The organism is Dysgonomonas sp. 521 (assembly GCF_010501055.1).
Lineage (GTDB): Bacteria > Bacteroidota > Bacteroidia > Bacteroidales > Dysgonomonadaceae > Dysgonomonas.
This window is the reverse complement of the sequence record NZ_QVMO01000057.1, coordinates 25,246-43,730: the sequence shown is the minus strand read 5'-3', so window position 1 is coordinate 43,730 and position 18,485 is coordinate 25,246. Positions and strand designations below refer to the sequence as shown.

General features: G+C 40.9%; 12 protein-coding genes. 6 read left to right on the top strand and 6 right to left on the bottom strand.

Features of this window, described 5'->3' with window-relative positions:
* Positions 1-179 precede the first annotated feature (179 nt).
* The 4 genes from D0T84_RS15215 to lipA all read left to right on the top strand — a co-directional run bounded on the left by D0T84_RS15215 (position 180) and on the right by lipA (position 3,885).
* On the top strand, positions 180-569 hold the full coding sequence (locus tag D0T84_RS15215) for an L-rhamnose mutarotase (protein WP_163308715.1): 390 nt from the start codon (positions 180-182) through the stop codon (positions 567-569).
* 79 nt (positions 570-648) lie between these two features.
* Positions 649-1,986 carry an L-fucose:H+ symporter permease gene (gene fucP, locus D0T84_RS15210; protein WP_163308714.1) on the top strand — a complete coding sequence of 446 codons (1,338 nt, stop codon included), beginning with the start codon at positions 649-651 and terminating at the stop codon, positions 1,984-1,986.
* 358 nt (positions 1,987-2,344) lie between these two features.
* Positions 2,345-2,797, top strand: a complete 453-nt coding sequence (locus tag D0T84_RS15205) for a DUF3836 domain-containing protein (RefSeq protein WP_163308713.1) — start codon at positions 2,345-2,347, stop codon at positions 2,795-2,797.
* A 245-nt stretch (positions 2,798-3,042) separates the two neighbouring features.
* Positions 3,043-3,885 (top strand): lipoyl synthase, encoded by an 843-nt coding sequence (lipA, locus tag D0T84_RS15200; RefSeq protein WP_163308712.1) that lies wholly within the window; start codon positions 3,043-3,045, stop codon positions 3,883-3,885.
* Positions 3,886-3,888: 3 nt separating this feature from the next.
* Here lipA and D0T84_RS15195 read toward each other — a convergent pair whose 3' ends face one another.
* From D0T84_RS15195 to D0T84_RS15175, 5 genes are all read right to left on the bottom strand, one after another.
* Positions 3,889-5,067, bottom strand: a complete 1,179-nt coding sequence (locus tag D0T84_RS15195; protein WP_163308711.1) for a class I SAM-dependent methyltransferase — start codon at positions 5,065-5,067, stop codon at positions 3,889-3,891.
* Positions 5,064-9,530 carry a translocation/assembly module TamB domain-containing protein gene (locus D0T84_RS15190; protein ID WP_255495401.1) on the bottom strand — a complete coding sequence of 1,489 codons (4,467 nt, stop codon included), beginning with the start codon at positions 9,528-9,530 and terminating at the stop codon, positions 5,064-5,066. Before D0T84_RS15190 ends, D0T84_RS15195 begins: the two co-directional genes overlap by 4 nt.
* Positions 9,531-9,936: 406 nt before the next feature.
* Positions 9,937-10,719, bottom strand: a complete 783-nt coding sequence (locus D0T84_RS15185; RefSeq protein ID WP_163308710.1) for an ion transporter — start codon at positions 10,717-10,719, stop codon at positions 9,937-9,939.
* A gap of 53 nt (positions 10,720-10,772) precedes the next feature.
* A complete protein-coding gene (locus D0T84_RS15180; RefSeq protein WP_163308709.1) occupies positions 10,773-11,432 on the bottom strand; it encodes a suppressor of fused domain protein in 660 nt (219 codons plus the stop codon).
* Between the two features lie 6 nt (positions 11,433-11,438).
* Complete coding sequence (locus tag D0T84_RS15175; RefSeq protein ID WP_163308708.1) at positions 11,439-13,220, bottom strand: ABC transporter ATP-binding protein; 1,782 nt, start codon at positions 13,218-13,220, stop codon at positions 11,439-11,441.
* A gap of 406 nt (positions 13,221-13,626) precedes the next feature.
* Between D0T84_RS15175 and D0T84_RS15170 the strand changes: the two genes are divergently transcribed.
* Together D0T84_RS15170 and D0T84_RS15165 are read left to right on the top strand one after the other, a co-directional pair.
* Entirely contained in the window at positions 13,627-14,439 is an 813-nt protein-coding gene (locus tag D0T84_RS15170; RefSeq protein ID WP_163308707.1) for a DUF4261 domain-containing protein, read from the top strand.
* A gap of 262 nt (positions 14,440-14,701) precedes the next feature.
* On the top strand, positions 14,702-15,277 hold the full coding sequence (locus D0T84_RS15165; protein ID WP_163308706.1) for an AAA family ATPase: 576 nt from the start codon (positions 14,702-14,704) through the stop codon (positions 15,275-15,277).
* Between the two features lie 42 nt (positions 15,278-15,319).
* Here the strand turns inward: D0T84_RS15165 and D0T84_RS15160 are convergent, their stop codons facing one another.
* A complete protein-coding gene (locus D0T84_RS15160; protein ID WP_163308705.1) occupies positions 15,320-17,719 on the bottom strand; it encodes a family 20 glycosylhydrolase in 2,400 nt (799 codons plus the stop codon).
* Between the last annotated feature and the right edge of the window lie 766 nt (positions 17,720-18,485).

The following is an 18,485-nucleotide window of genomic DNA, read 5'->3' as shown; positions in this document are numbered from 1 at the left end:
GAAAATTCAAATCGAAAAATCAAAGAACGTGCTCACTCCCCTTTATCCATAAGGGTTTTAACGATGTCAATATTTTCTAAACCGGACACTAGTGACCTCGTATTATATATGATAAAAAACTACTTTTGATAAACAATTAAAACATCAACCTTTGTATCAATTATAAAACCTGGAAACGAATGGAACTGAAAAACGGATATACCGAGATAACCGAGGGTAAAACCAAGCGTTACTGCCAATTTCTCAAAGTCAACCCCGACACCATTAATGAATATAAATACTGGCATAGCAGCCAGAACATCTGGAAAGAGATTCCCGAAGGAATACGTAAAGCCGGGATACTGAATATGGAAATCTACCTGATAGATGACATGGCCTTTATGATTATCGAAACCCCTACCGGCTTCAATTGGGATGAAGCTTTTGGCAAACTGGCAACATACGAAAGGCAAGCAGAATGGGAAGACTTCGTTTCCAAGTTCCAGTCGGCCGAGTCCGGCAAACGCTCCGATGAAAAATGGCAGCTGATAGAGCGCATATTCTCTCTGCGAGAGGCATTAGGAGAATAAACCTTAAATCAGACGACATTATAAATTTATTATTCTATCTTTAACCCTTTCTTATAAAACTATATCAGTAAACAAATCTATGAAAAGCAACGGGCAAAAATCATTATTTATCGGTAGCCAAGGCCAGAACTATCTGTTTCCCTTTATCTTAGTATCCAGTTTGTTCTTCATGTGGGGATTCGCCCACAGCCTGCTGGATGTATTGAATAAACATTTCCAAAACGCGCTCGACCTGACCAAGACAGAATCGGCCGCGGTACAGGCATCGGCTTACGGAGCATACTTCCTTATGGCATTACCGGCAGGATATATAGCCCGGAAATTCGGATACAAAGCAGGTATTATTGTCGGCCTGATCCTGTTTGCAATCGGCGCCTTCTGGTTTGTGCCTGCTGTAGGGATCAATACATTCTGGGCATTCCTGCTAGGCCTGCTTATTTTATTCTGCGGGCTCACATGCCTCGAAACCGTTGCCAATCCTTATACCACCGTGCTTGGGCCTCCCCAGACAGCCGCTACCCGTATCAATCTGGCGCAAACATTCAACGCTGTGGGATGGATACTGGGGCCACTGGTAGGTTCTGTCCTTATATTCGGCAATGAGTCTGAAAAGTCAATATTCGAACTCCTGCAAGAAGCGCTGCAAAAGGTATTTATCGGAGCCGGTAGTATCGTAGAGAATACGGTGACTACTGCTGAAGCACAGACGGATAATTCCGCTTTGATACTACCTTATGTAGGGCTGGGTACGCTTGTTGTCCTGGTTTTGGTTCTCTTCCTATTCACTAAATTACCGGAAGTAAAAGCAGACGATGACATATCTGACAGTACACTAAACACATCAAGCCTGCCACTGATAAAACAAAGACACTTTGTACTAGCGGTAGTCGCCCAGTTTCTGTACGTAGCGGCTCAAACCGGTATCAACAGCTTTTTCATCAATTATACTGTGGAGATAGAAGAGCTGCAACTGAAAGAATTACAAGCCGGACTTCTCCTTGGACTGGGTAGTATGACCCTGTTTGCTATAGGGCGTTTTACCGGAGGAATGATTATGCGCAAAGTAAAAGCCGAAGTATTATTAGGCACATTTGCCATCATAAATACCCTGCTCATGCTGTTTGTGACTATAAATCACAACCGCTTTGGCGTCATCGCCCTCATTGCATGCTACCTTTTCATGTCTATCATGTTCCCTTCCATATTTGCTCTGGGGCTAAGAGGCCTGGGAGAGAAAACCAAAACCGCTTCATCAATACTTATCCTGACAATAGTGGGCGGAGCTATCGCGCCTATGCTGATGGGATTAATTGGCGAAAACAGCATGAATCTGGGTTTCATCGTACCTCTTGTGTGCTTCCTCTATATATCGTTTTACGGATTCGCCGGCAGCAAGATGAAGCAGCAAAAGCTTTAGGTGACTGGCAAAAAGTGACAACACACTGTTCCCAAAACACAACGTAAATTATTATATATAAACACAATACATTAAATCACTCCAGAAAAAGTGACAAAAGTGACAGTTATTATACTGTTTATTTTGTCACTTCTTTTTTCTCCGGATTATGTCAAAGACCATCTAATAGTAGATAATTTTTTTCGATAATAACACATGGATTTCTCACACTTCTCCCTGGCTATCGTTAAATACGATAAGGAAAAATGTTATTTTTTGGTAATACTGTAACCTTTATTCTTCATACGCGTCAATATTATAGAAAACGCTTGTATTTGAATTTAAATAAATCAAATGTCTTACTAAAAAATGATGAATTATGAAAACCAGATTTTTTATTCCGATATGTATCCTTTTATTCTCTTGTACAACTCTTTTTGCCCAAAAGAAACAAGATAAGAATACTGTAAAATATGTGAAAGTAGATGAAGCAAATCATACGAAGGAATATATTGCTTACAATAAGAGAAATAAGGAAACTTCTATCCGCACCGTATATCAATATGATGACAGTAATAATAGAATCAAAAGAACCACCTATATGTGGAATAATAGTAAAAGGGAATGGGTAGAAGCACGGAGATATGAATATATAAATAATAAAGATAATCAGTTAGCCTATATTGTTTATACCAAATGGGATAAAGATACGAACAGATGGGCAGACAAATCGGAACTGCTTATCCACCTATATGACAAGGATGGAAAATTTGTAGCGATACAAAAGGTAGAGATGAACAGTCAGGATAACAGCCTGTTATCTTTGAAGTAAGTATTAACGAGGGTGTGTCAAAATGAAGGGATTGACACACCCTAACAGTTACTAAGGGCAACACAGGTTTGCATTCTATTTTGGGAACACAATACACAACACTGCGGGTATACTACTCGATTAAGCGTAAGTTTCGCCACATTGCACTTACGGTAAAACTTCACTTTGCATATAAAATCTTTTAACCATTTAGGAATAATGATTAACTATTCTATAACTTATCTTTGCATATCAATAATATAAATATGGAACATGTTAAAAAACCTGATTGGTTAAAAATAAAACTGGGGGGAAATGATAATTTTTCCCAAACTAAACATATAGTAGAGTCACATAAATTACATACGATTTGCTCTAGTGGAAGATGTCCCAATATGGGAGAATGTTGGGGACGTGGTACCGCTACATTTATGATAGGAGGAGACATCTGTACACGGTCGTGCAAGTTTTGTAATACGAAAACCGGGAAGCCGTTCCCGCTCGATCCTGGAGAACCGGCAAATGTAGCCGATTCTATCCGGTTGATGAAACTGAAGCATGCCGTTATCACATCTGTGGACAGGGACGACCTGCCCGACCAAGGCGCCTCGCACTGGGTAGAAACGATAAAGAAGGTAAAGGAAGTTAACGCCGAAACAACATTAGAAGTGCTTATACCCGACTTCCGTGGCAATACTGATCTTGTGGATATGGTTTGCAAAGCCAGGCCCAATGTAATATCGCACAATATGGAGACTGTAAGAAGGCTGACACCACAGGTAAGGAGCGCTGCAAAATATGATGTAAGCTTATCGGTACTGAAACGCATCGCCGAAAATGGCTTGAAGGCTAAATCCGGGATTATGGTCGGCTTGGGAGAAACGCGGGAGGAGATTTTCGAACTAATGGATGATCTGCTGGCTGTGGATTGCTCGGTATTAACAATCGGACAATACCTTCAACCAAGCAGGAAACACCTGCCTGTAGTGGAATATGTGCATCCCGATGACTTTAAGAAGCTGAAAGAGATCGCGCTGGAAAAAGGATTCGACTATGTAGAAAGCGGCCCTCTTGTACGCTCGTCTTATCACGCGGAAAACTGCCTGTAGGCGTCAGGTTTTCCGGCAAAGAACCAAGACTTTATCTTCATTAGATAGTGTGGTGGCAAATATGTAAATAGTGCCACCATCTTTTATTTTTGTCCTTTTCCTGATTTCCTCGACAGAAAGTGGAAAATTTCGCGTGGTAATATTTGCATGCCCGATAGTTGACAAATATGACTTAATATCTTTTTTGTTAAGGGAGCAAATGCTGTCGACTACAAACCGGCGTCCCTGAAAATCGGGTAAAAATTCATCAGATGTATATAGATGGCTGCTGGGATGTAATTTATCCAACTTGTAGTACGCTGATATATATTTATATACACCGGCCTTCAACAAAGATACATTAGGCTCATACAGGTAGCGCCCGACTGATGAAGCATATCTAGCGATGGCCTGTTCTTCCTGATTTTTTTCCAACAAGAATTTATCCGCCTTATCCTTCTGTATATTGACACAATGGATAAGTTGTTTCCCGCAATCTTTCTGCTTCACGAATAATAATTCCTTACATTCATTGTCCACGCTGACAACATGGACATCCGAGATATTCCTGAGAGATTTCAGGACTAAGGAAATATCAAGCATCGGGGATAACTTTATCATTGCCATTCCGGCTTTCTCTTCCAACAAATCTTCTATATCAAGGATATTGGGTGTACAATCCTCTATACGGAAAATCTTCCTGCCTACATTATCGCGCCTCGAAGGATCGATATAAATCAAGTCTGTAGGAGGCATCATGCGCAGATAATCTACAGCATCGGCGTTTTTTATAATCACATTGTCCAGTCCCAATGCATCGAAGTTACCAGCAGCTATTTCCGACAACTCCTTTTGTTGTTCTACATATACAGCTTCTTTCGCGAATTTGGGAGCCATAAATGAAAAATCCACGCCTAAGCCTCCGGTCAAATCCGTCATACAATCGCCGGCTACCAAGCTTGCTTTATATCTTGCGGTATATTCTGACGAGCACTGCTCCATCGAAATGTGTTTGGGATAGATGACCGACTCATTATCATACCATGATGGAATTTTTTCAGCAGCTATTTTTCGCCCTGTAATCTGTCGGATAGCCAGTTGCATATCTATACTGGGGTATTGCCGGGCATGCAAAGCCAATTCATGAACATCATCCTGTCCATGCTCCCGTACAAAACTTTTCAGGGCAGGAGGAAGTGTCATTTTTTCATTCTGATGAAGTGGCTTATCGAACTGCCCCTGCTTGCCGAATCGGGGAGTACAGGAGTCACAGTATCCTTAGCAGCCTTTATTCTCAAATTTGGATTTCCGAACAAATCGCTCAGGCTGTCGAAGTCTTTCTTGTAAATAACACCAAAACCTTGTGTCTGGGACGTTTTCTCTGTATAATAGAATTTCTCATTATAATGATTATAAGCTTTTATACGCCATGTGCCTGCATTATTCAGTAGATACTCTATGTCTACGTCGCTTATCATCGCCTCTTTACCGATATATACGTCATTCCTGTACCCAAAGTTACCGTTTATCAGCAGCCTGTCGTTCAGTAAGCGGCTCGACAGGATCAATTCTACCTCTGTATTGGTAAACTCCTTGTCGCTATAGCGTATATTGGTTCCCAACTGCCACCTGCTATCTATGCTACTTACTATTTTAGTCAACTGGTTCGATAAAGTTGCAGAAGCTACAGCTGCGAAATCGGAGGTTTCGTATGGCGTATTCCCTCCCTTCGGACTATCAAATTTAGATAATAGCAACAGGTATGCCACCTGCCAGTTTATCATATCAGGTGTATTGATTATACTTTTCACCTGACGCGCTACCTCGGGGTCTGCGGCAGGGAATTGAATATCAAGGCCTACACTAGGCTGCCTCAACCGCCCAGTCAGACTCAAAACACAATTGACGGGAATAGTCGTTTGTCCTGTCGACTCAGTCAGTGCCTGATCCAAATCTCTAAGGTTAGCCGTTAGTTTATATACGGCGTTCACATCCAATATAGCCTCAAACGGGTCTCCTTTAAACTGAACGTTACTTCCGTCTTCTATGGTAAAACGCCTTTCCATCAACCGCTGGAAAGTAAAATTATAACTACCTCTGTTTATGTTATATGTACCGAACAGTCGCGGAGACGATTTTGTGCTCCACTGGAACTGCATAGCGCCACTACCCGAACCCCGCAGTACATCTCCGCCCACCGGATCCATCAGTATTTCCACTACTGCGTTAGGAGTGGCATCGATATAAAAATTCATATTGATCTCCATTCCCGAGCTCGTCTTTATCGGGCTTATACCGGCCTGCTCTGCCGTGGAAGAAAGAGAATCGGCTTTTAGGTCAGACTTATAGTTGATGAACGAATACTCGTTTATAACATCTTCCATAAAGTTCATCCGCACTATTGTCTTATCCTCAGTCCTCATGCTAATGTCTATGTCAACAGCCCTTTCATCTCCGCCGATAGTACCCTTCCCGCTACCGAACACCTTTCCGTAAAAAATCGGATTTTGTTGTTGGGTAGCATTATATACAAGGAAGTTTTCAGCCGACAGGTCAACCAGGAACATAAAATTCTTAAAGTAATCATGAGAAACTTTCCCGCTAGCTATTGCCTTGTTCTTAAATTCATCGTTAAGGGCGACATCGGTAAAGTAGATAAGATCTTCTTTCATATAGATGGTATCGGTAAATTTGTAATTGGTATTCAAGAAATTGATCCCAATATTACCGTCCTTTATGAAAGCCTTTCCCTCTACGGTTACATCCGAAAAATTTCCATACAGATGTACCTTTCCGGTTCCCCGTCCGCTTATATTCTGAAATACAGCCTCTGCATACCTGTTCAGGAAACTGATATCAACACTGTCGGCATCAAAATTCATCGATAATGTCTGCTTTATAGGGTCTATCTCGCCAATTACCTTAGTCTTCTTATTTTCCTTACTCACTATCAGGCCGTCCATCATTATCTTATTGGTTGCCTCATCCAGTTTGCTATATATATTAAGGCTGCCGAGGTCAGTACCATTAAATTTAAAATCCGTAACATCCAAATGGGTATTCAGGTATGGTTTATTTTCGACATTAGAGACAAATAAAGTGCCTGTTGCCGCTCCTCCGAACCTTAATACATCTATAGCCAGAGTCTGGAACACATATTCCAGATTAATATCCTTCAGTTCAGCTTTCAGCACATCATCTGAACTTTTAGGCGAATAATTGCCGTTTATCTTTATACCCTGGCTTGCGTCGCTTGTATATACAGCAAAGTTGTCAACAGCATAATGTCCGCCATAAATATTGATATGGGATCTGTCCATCTTCCACATTATATTGTTAAGCATCAACTCGCCCGGAAGCATGTCTATATCGATCATCAATGGCTTCTTATCCTCCCTTGAAAAAAGGGTGGAGACAGAGAAATCTCCTTTAGCTTTCTGCTTCCCGTCATTAAAAAAGGATATTTTTGTATCTACGTGATTGTTTGCAGCTGTCGATTTTATAGAGATGTCGTTGGTCACATCTTTCTTTCCTATTAACAACGCATCGACCCGGGTATTTATCAAATTGTCAGGGTTCTCATTTTCAGCTAGTACATATCCCGATTTAATATTCATGCCTGCCGCCTTTATAGCCGGAGTGAAGACTTCGACCCTGAATTTGTCCAAAGCATTATCATAGCGTCCGACTATCTTCGCCTGATTGATAACCGTCACAGGCAACTTAAAGACTGTACTTAGATTCTCAGTGTTATTTATCGAAAAATTAAACGTGAAATTATTTATAACTTCCTCTTTCTTTTTCTTCCCGTTACCGGCCTTTATCAGAGCGGGTAGATATGGATGTAAGGTTTCCAGAATGCTGTTTGCCATCGTTGAAAACGAATATTGCCCGATAACCTGCCCGTTGACTATATCTGACCTGATACCTAACCTGTGCCCAAGAGAGTCCACCGACGATTCTACGAGTAATCGGTCCATCTTAAAAACCTTATCTTCATTGAGGAAGTCTATCGAATCTACACGTATATAGCCTTGCGCATTATCGATATCTTTCCCCACAAAATCAGCATCTATGCTGAATGAAAGGTATGAGTGCCGCATATCCTTCGCCAGATTCAGTTTATCTAACTGTATATCGACAACACGCGCCTTGAATACCAGTTCCGGCATATTCTTATCCGTAAGGTCAAATAGTCCTGATATATTTACCCTGCCATTCGGGTCATCAATACCCATCTTCCCTTCTACGCGCAATCCGTCATAGGCAGCGTCAAGCTTAATATCTTTATAGGAATATCCTTTATAGTCAAAGCTTGCGATATCGCCCTCAGCCGTCCCTCTGAAACTTCCTTGTTCGGGTTTTTCTATATCTACAACAATATTGAAGGATGCTTTGTCCAGATCTTTATTATCTAGGAATTTGCCAAGTTCGAAATCTGATGTATAGACTTTCCCCTGAACATAAGAAGATACATCTTTCTTCGGGTTATTCAGCCCGAAAAGGACATCGGTTTTTACCACTCCCAATTGTGTATTGATACTCCCAAATGCTGTGAGCTGATCCAGGTAGCCCGAGATATCCCCTTCAAATGAGATATTTCCCAGATTCTTCAATTGTTCCGGCAATTGTACATCTTTAGTCGAAAAATTGTCTATAATACTTGTCAGTTCGGAATGGGTGAACGATAATTTGTCCACACTACCCCGAATATATGTTTTCTTCTTATCTCTCAAATCTTTGATTTCAGCATTCGATACCAGATGCAGCTTTCTACCATAGTCTAATGAAAGGCCGGACACAGTGAATTTATCCACCCTTCCGTTAATTTGCCCGCGAAGGATTATCTGGTCATCAAAGTTTTTAAGGGCGGGAACAAAGGCGGCTATATCCTGAGGCAGGATATAAGAAGTCTCGATAGAGCAATCGAAATTTGCATAGTCAATAGCATTGGATGTATCGTCGGGAGCCGTCAGGTCGATTTCGCAACGGCCAAGTTTCAATGTAGAAGAAGGTAGTTCCAGATTGAAATTCCGGACTGAAACCTTTTTACCTTGAGTGATAAGACGAAATGTTAAGTCGGAAATATCAAGCCCGCTCTTCTCCTTCACGGCAAACTTCTTGACTTGTATATTCAAAGAGTCTGATATCAAAGATTTCATTGCCAGCTTAGCATTCAGGCCTGAAACGGCTATATGGTTAGGATCCAGACGGTCAGACACCAGAGGCTTATCTTTCACATCATAAAAAAAACGGCCATTTACGATATTTACTGCATTAAGCTTTATATCTATTTTAGGCTTTTCCTTATTATCGGTAGATTTGAAAGCGTCTATCACATACTGGATATTCAGTGGCGAAGCGGCTGTTTCTTTCGACAGATGCACCTCAAAGTCGGACAACCAGGCCGATGTTATCACCACCTTCGTCCTCATCAACGAGAACAGGTCTATGCTGGCGGAAAGCTTATCCGCCATCAGGACTTTCTCATTCGACTGGTCGTATAAGTAAACGCTATCTAACTGAACGGTATTGAATAGCTGGAAGTGGAGTTTGCCAATCCCCAATTCAGTTCCTATTTTAGCTTTAAGCTCTTTTACTACAATATCTTTCGCATATTCCTGAACCGCAGGCATATTCAGCAGGCCAAACAGCAAAGTTACCAACCCCGCTATTATGCCTAATATAGTGAGAAATATTTGTTTAAACCGTTTTATATCACTTCAATTTTAGTGGTACAAAATTATCAAAAAAAGGCGATTTCCTCTTCATCAAAGTTACTTATCTCTCACTTTTGTTTTAGTATTAAGATAATTTATAGAAAACCTCCCGTCAGACCAGATTTAATGGAAGCGGAAAAGGCTTAGAGCCTGTTTAAATTTTAGCGAAAATTTTTATTACAGGTTCGGGTCAATAGTTCTTAGCAATTTTTTTATGCTCTTTTTAGCGTCTTTTCCCCTTTTTTCTCTTGGTTTAGCCCGCTAAACCAGCTAGCAAAAATGATAAAATCCATCTAAAAATAGCTATAAAAAAGATTTGCTATAAATTTTAAACAGACTCTTACTTTATCTTCTATTTCAATTTATCCATAAGGTCTCTGTTTAATTGAGATAATTCGTCCATCTTACGTTCCAGGGCGTTCATCTTATGCAATAATTCGTCATTATTGTCCGACACCATTTCGTCCACAATAAGCGATGTGAAGAAAGACATCCCCAACATACCTCCTATAAAAACAAACAATGAAAAGAACAGCCTTATCATAACCGATTCGCCATACGGAATATCAGCAGCCATAAAGTCGGGAATTTCGTACCAGCCTTCTATCGTAAGCATCCTGAATACCGTATAGGCCGATTCGAACGGATTACCGAATAAAGTAGGATACGAATCCTTGAAAACATAAGTCAGTATAGTACTGATAATAATCATCATAATGCTAGCGCCGACAATAAGGCTGGCCGAGGCTTTGAACGCCCTGTTGAAATCGCTGATCAACTTTGAGAAATTAGGAATAAACTTTCCGAAACGTATAAATTTAAACAGCTTAAAGACCCTTAACAGTAATACATAGTTGAAATCGGTAGGTTGTTTTTCCGAGAAAATGAAGAATAGAGGTATCGCCGCCAGAAATACAAGCAGCATATCTAAAACATTGGTTTTACTCTTAAAAAAGTCCTTCTTATAAACATATATTTTATAGATAATCTCAAGCAGGAAGAGAACGGTTATCAGGCAATCTGTCAGATGGAAAACCTCATTAAAAGGCGTATCAAAAGTCAACAGTACGGTAATCACCGTATTGAACAATATGACAGCCCCTATAAAGCGGTTATTCAGGAGTATTTTCAGCATAGTTTTTAGAAACTGTTTAAATCTTATCAGGATATTTTTTTATAAACTGTTCCTTATCGTCTCGTCAAATCTGTTATCATCAACGGATTTATAGCCTTTATTTCTTCCAGAACATTCTTTACTTCGTCATATACCGAATCGCTGGTTTTTATCCTGTCCATTTCTTTCGAAGTGAGCCCTACCATTTGCAGGAACGCCACCTCGCCATGTGGTGTTTGTATCTTGCCCAGCTCCGGATCGAGGACAAAGGCGATGCCTACTATATCTATTTCAGTTTTAGAATTGAGGCGGATCGGCCCGTTTGCAGGAATCACATGATATTCTTCAAACCATTTACCACTCTTTATCACATAACGGGCAAGGTTATTCATCAGGTTAACCACCCATGTGGGGTCGTTACCATCTTCGGCGAAAGGTTTCAGGCGAAATGTAAATTCAAATCCCCATTTGCTAAATTCGCCTCCGGCAGCTTCTTCATTATAGTACAGCTCAGACATACCGTAGCTTACCAGATGGCGGTGATGTTCCTGTTTTTCGGCATCGTATATGCTTACTCCATCCAGCGGGTCGGTTCCTCCTACCATATAATGCAAAGGCGGCGCATAATGGCGAGGCTCTTGTTTTCCATAAAGACTTTCCACAGCTTTGTCTATTTCGTGCCAGCCAACAGCATCGTCTTCGTCGAATGTACTTTTATATTCCTTTTGTGTCATAATATATTATTCATCTAGTGTTTTAGAAATCTTATCAATATTCAGACTACGAGCCATAGCATCGAAAATCTCTTTGTAAACCCCTTCCTGATGGTATATTTCCTCATGTGTGCCGGACTCCACTACCCTGCCGTTTTTCATTACAAAGATCCGGTCCGAATCGATAATCTGTGATATACTATGCGAAATAATAATCACGGTACGGTCTTTTTTAATGGCGTCAAGACTATTCTTTATCTGTTCTGTTGCCACGGCATCCAGACTGGCCGTAGGCTCGTCCAGAAATATGATAGGCGGATTCTTCAAAAACATGCGCGCTATCGCTATTTTTTGTTGTTGCCCTCCCGATAACGCCAGTGCCGAAGTTTGATAGCCTTGATCGAAGGTCATAATCTGATCGTGAATATATGTTTTTTTCGCGGCTTCCACAACTTCTTCATGCGTAGCATCGGGTTTTCCATAGCGGATATTTTCCTCTATGGTACCATTAAAGATATGATTCTTTTGCAATACAAGCCCGATATTCTCCCTCAGATAGGCAGTATCATAATCATCTAATGAAACACCATCCAGTAAGATTTCGCCCGAATCAGGCTGATAAAACTTATCTAAAAGATTAATCAGCGTACTCTTACCGGCACCCGACAAGCCAACCAAAGCTGTAGTTTGCCCGGGAATAATTTCCATATTAATATCGTAAAGGGTCTGTTTCTCGTTATCGGGATATGTGAAGTTGACGTGCCTTATAGCGAATTTACCCCTGATCCTGCCCTTATGTTTTCCTGAATGCTCTATCTGGTTATCAGCCTTTAGTATATCGAAAAAGCTTTCGGAGTAAATCAGGGCATCGTTCATCTGGTCGTATATACGGTGCAATTGCCTGATTGGCGCCGACACATTGTTAAACAGCATAATATGGAACATGATGGCTCCTATTGTCATTTTGCCTGTCAGTACCAGATACGCGGTAAGGATAATGATGATGACGATACCGATCTGTTCGATAAAACTTTTTAACCCGTCAAAGAGAAAGCTCATTTTGCGGGTCTTCATCTGTGCGTCAGTCAGGTCATTCTGCAAAGCCATCTGCTTATCGCTCTCGATATTCTCCCTGATAAAAGACTTGATAACCGTTATAGACTCAAGGATACCCAGTATACCCTGACTCTTATTCTCCCGCAGTTCTTTTATCGTACGCCGTGTGCCGCTCATGCGTATTGCCTGTTGGCGGCTCACGTAATAATAGATAGGGACAATGCACAAACCTACGAGGCCAACATAGAAATTGGCGTTGAACATCATAATCAGGGCCACTATAGAGTTAGCGAAAAGAGGCAGAATATCAATAAAGAAGTTCTGAACCAAACGTGTAAGATTTTCAACACCCCTATCGATACGGGTCTGCAATTTTCCCGGTTGATTTCCTCCTGAGCTGAAGAAAGCCAGCTTGTAGGTCAGTATCTTGTCTATTACGGATTGAGCCAGATCTTTCGCAATAAAAATCCGTAATTTCTCGCCATAAAACTTTTGCCCAAACTGGATAAAAGAATTCAGTATCTCCTTCCCTATCAGGATTACAGATATCGTGATAAGGATGGATAATCCTTCCGCCAAGCCTTTATGCGCTTCTACCAGCCCATTGATCTCATCTACGGTATATCGCAGCACCCAGGCATTTACCTGTGCCGTCAACGAACCTATCAGGGTGAGTATCAACGCTAATACTACAAGCCAGCGATAGGGATAAACATAAGGTTTTATATTCTTAAAAAGCTGAAACAATGTCATTGTGTGAGTTTTATGCAAATATAGTGAAAGCTGAGCGTAATCAAGCTTGCTTGAAATTGCCGAGGCGCATCCTATTATTCTACAAATATACAAAAAAGCGAGTGCAAAGTCAAGCCTGCTAATACCCAGGGCAAGGCAAACGCATGAAAGAGGGTGTATCAAAAGTCAAAATGGAGTGATTGTCATTGCAGGCTCCAGCCGCAATCTCTTCATGATCAAGACTCGTTTCTTGGGGGATTCCGTGTCAGGTACGGAATGACAGGCTTTTGACACACTCTCTTTGATGATTTGTCCTGAAATTCGATGGGGTTGCCTTGAAATTCTGTAAAAAAAACTATTTTTACAAAAGAATATATTTACCTTTGATTATTACGCTCTATTTAGAACTCACACAAACATATTAACTATGGGATTATTTGATATTTTCAAAAAGAAAAACAACGACAAAGAAACCGCACAGGAATCAACCCCGGCAAACAGCGTCATACTGGCAATGCCCCTGTTCAGAAATGGCGAAAGCTATAATATCGAAAAAGTTATCGAGCATCTGAAAACATTCTGGAAGTTGAACATTGGGGATACAGAAAACACAAACAACGAGACCGCAGTATTCGACATTGATGAACAAATGGTGGCAATAGCAGCCATGCCTGCCCCCGTGCCTTGGGAAGAAATAGAAGAAGTCGCGTCCTATAATTATCTCTGGCCTAATGCCGCGGAAGAATTGGAAGACCATACAAGCCATGCGATAGTCACCGTATTATCCGGAGAACAATCGCCAGTGGAAAGATATAGCCTGCTTAGTAAGATGCTTTGCTCTATCCTGATGACATCAAACTGTGTAGGTATTTATCAGGGAAACCAGACTCTATTAGTATCCAAAGATTATTACCTCAACTGTATAGACGACCTGAAAACCGGCGAAATACCCGTACCTATTTGGCTCTATATAGGAATCAGACCAAATGAAGACAAGACTGTAAGCCTGTATACATACGGATTGTCTAATTTTGGGAAACCGGAGATAGAGATAATCAACTCAAAGATGGAAACAACCGATCTGTATGATTTTATGCTCAACATTACATCATATATTATAGGCAGTAATGTAACTCTGAAAGATGGCGAAACAATTGGCTACGGCGCAGATCACAAAGTACCTATCAAATTATCGAAAGGTGTATATCTGGATGGGCAGACACTGAAAATGGAATTATAAACATACCCAATTATACAATTCCGATAACAAAATCGATCTATATATAAAGCAAGCCGGCGGTAATTTAACGTACTGCCGGATATTTTGCTCCAATAAATCCAAAGCCCTTGGTTTTCAGGAAAAACTTCCTATATTTGCAGTACTACGCATTCGGGCTTCCTCAACCAGCATTATAGAATACTCTCCCCGGTCTGCATGTCCAGACAAATAATCCAGGATTAAGATATCCAGTACAAGTGTATAAAACTTAGTAGTTTAAATCATGAGAACAAAGAACAACTATCATATAATAACAGGAGGGCCCGGAGTAGGCAAAACCACCTTGATATGTGAACTCCGGCAGAGAGGATACAATTGTGTCCATGAAGTAGCCAGGCATATCATTAAGGAACAGATGGAAACCAATGGGGACGCTCTCCCCTGGCTGAATACGCGTAAGTATTCGGATTTAATGCTCTCCTATTCTATCGGCGACTTTATAGAATATTCGGATGTGGACGAGCTCCTGTTCTTCGACAGAGGGATACCCGATACTTATGGATATGAGGTCTTAATGAAATTCCCGGAAAACGCAGCATTAAAAGATGCCATAAAGACTTACCGTTATAGTCCTACAGTCTTTATTCTGCCTCCGTGGGTGGAAATATATTCCACTGATGACGAACGCAAACAGGATTTCAGTGAAGCTCTGCGCACATACGAAGTAATGAGAAACGTATATACAGAACTTGGATATAAGCTTATAGAAGTACCTAAAGCCTCGCCTGCCGAAAGAGCAGACTTTGTAATCAACAGCGTTCATTCTATGTATAAGAACGAGAAACCTCTGATAAAATAATCATCAAAGGTTTCTCATTGTATATCAAGTTATCCGGCTATATCATTTAAAATAGCTCGCATCCATATTACTAAATGTCGGCTGACCGGCCTTACGTATTGCTACAGACATGTCTTCCCACTGGGTAGGCCAACCTCCGAATATAGCGCCCATCCGGATCAGCTTAACTGAATGTGCACCTTTTGCCAGAGCGATAGATCTATCGCTACGGGAGAACCGACGGGCTGTACCTGTATTATCTTTCTCATTAGAGATAAACAACTTGCCATCGATCCACAATTCGAAGTCCGTACTGAAATAATACACACCGTCTTCCGGGATAGTCATATATCCGGTCAGGATAGTTGAATAGAAATCGTCCGGATAGAGCTCCATATAACCATGCATCCTGTGTTTCGATGCTTGAGGCGCAGCCACGTATTCGGTTTCTTCCGGCGTTTTGCCATCCAGTTCGGCCACCGTTCTCAGATAACCTTTATAATATTCAGCCTTCAGACCAGGTTTGGCATCTTTATCCTTTTCTACTGCCGGAGCATACGATTGCTTTTCGAGAGTGATAGTACGTACAGAGCCCATCTTATCGGACATAAGCACCGAACGGATTTTCAATGTCGTATTTTCTGTAAATGTCAATGGTTTAACATATACCTCAGATGTTAACGTAGGTTCGCTGCCATCGGTTGTGTAAACCATTTTAACAGGTTCGGTAGTCTTAAACTCTAAGGTAGCCTGATCCGTGAACGCTACAAAATTGCAGGATACAGGCGCGCTGATAGAATCTCCCCAGTAAGCGATCCTGAAAGGACCCTTGTCCTCCGGTACCGGAATGTAATAATTGATATTGTGCATATCAAGGCGTACACGCTGATTATTGATGCGGCGTTCAAAATCATTGTAGTCCTTCTTTTCCTTTGGGGTCCAGTCCAATTCAGCTAAAGCAATAATACGGGGATAGATGTCCTGCTCCATGCCTTCTCCTGTATATTTATATTCTGCCCAGAGATTGGATTGCGCTCCTAAGATATGATGCCTCTTATCTTCGGCGATCTTCTCTGGTATAGGATCATACCCATACACTTTTTTCAGGGTCAGGTATCCGCCTATAGTTACAGGCAAGTTTCTCGAATCTCCCTGATATTTATCAAGATACATCCACGGCCCCGGGGTCATAATCACATCATGCCCCATATTGGCGGCAGCGATTCCACCTTCTTCTCCCTGCCAACTCATTACTGTAGCAGATGGAGCAAGACCACCTTCTAATATTTCATCCCAACCTATCATTTTCTTATTATGCTTCAATAAGAATTTCTCGATACGCTGTACAAAATAGCTTTGCAGGCGTTCTTCCGCAGAGTGTCCTTGTTCAGCCTTTAATCCTAATTCTTTAATACGAGCCTGGCACTTAGGGCACGCTTTCCATCTGTCCTTAGGGCATTCATCGCCTCCTACATGGAAATATTCGCTTTCGAACAATGGTATAACTTCGGCTATCACATTTTCCAAAAACTGGAATACAGAGTCATTCCCCGCACAATACACATCGGTAGCAACTCCCCAGATATTCCTCACCTCTATAGGCTTGCCCGTACACGACAATTCAGGATATGCTGATATGGCGGCTACACCATGTCCCGGTAGTTCCACTTCGGGAATAACTTCTATAAAGCGTTCTTTGGCATAGGCCACAACGTCTTTTATCTGCTCCTGAGTATAATAGTAAGGGCCATATTCATTGCCTTCGCCTTCGGTACGCTTGGTACTTACTTCCATTAGCTTCGGATATTTCTTTATTTCAATACGCCAGCCCTGATCATCTGTCAGATGCCAATGGAATGTATTGATTTTGAACATTGCCAATACGTCAAGCTGTTTCTTTACATAGTCTACATCAAAAAAATGACGGCAAACATCGAGGTGCATTCCCCTATATTTAAAGCGGGGCTCATCCTTGATGGTTACCGCAGGCATCTTCCATGCTATGTTTTTAACCACTGTAGGGCTTTCTATTTCAGCCGGAAGCAACTGCATAACGGTTTGCATACCATAGAACAGTCCCTGAGGGGTTTTAGCCTGAATATCTATGCCATGCTCTGTTACATCCAGCAAATATCCCTCGTTATTAACGGGAACATCGGCAACTACAGACAGGCTTATATAGTTTACAGCCGGTTTTGTTTTCTCTATACCCAGGTTATACCCTGTAGAATTCTTGATTTTAGCAGCAAAGTAGGCAGCGACTTTCTCCACATCGGCATCATTTGCTACAAATACCACACTTTTATCCAACTTGAAAGTGTCAGCTTTCTGTGTCAGCTCCATTGGTAGCGGGGTTATATTTATTCCTTCGTTGTATGGCTTATTTGCCAAAGGCACATTACCATCACAAGAGGACATCAATACCATAACCGCTAAAAAAAACATCGGGATTATCCTTTTCATCGATTCAATAGATTTAACGTTAATTACTATCTTTTCTTATGGGTACAAATATAAGCATCGTTTATTGTATATCGGCACGCCAGATGTTAATTAACGTATTTACTTATATGTTAAAATATATTCTGTTATATATTTTGTTTGACATTGGATAAAGATAAAAAGTGACACCTATGCAACGCTATACACATCTAATAATCAATAATATACAATTAAAAAAGTGACAAAAGTGACACCTTTTTCAATACTTTTCATTGTTACTATTTCTCTAAATAAGCCAAAGAACACTCCTTATTATTAGATAAATATATTTCAAAACAATGAATATAGATCATTAAAATACATTAGGGCAACCCAAATTAATTTTGGCTTTATTTAGTAGTGTATCCATTAAGCCCACACATGGGGCGAAACATGTAACGGATATTGTGCCGCCCCATCCGGGGCTTGTATATAGTGTATGGTGTTATACATATATGGAATAAGTACATGACAAAAAAATATCCAATATGGAAAATATTGATAATTAACAAATTGCCCGAAAGGCAAAATATATGCTGTCCTGTCTTTCATACAGTAGTTTCTAAGCATTGCAATTTCCGCAGACCGATGACCCAATATCTTCAGGCTAAGGCTGAAAGCCTTTATTATTTCAGCCCAATGGCAAGCGAAGCGTCGCCTTGGGTAAACAGCATCTACCAGAAACAGCGCGCTGAAAGCGCAGGTTAAACTTAAAGAACAAGACCAAATCAGTGACCTGCGCTTTCAG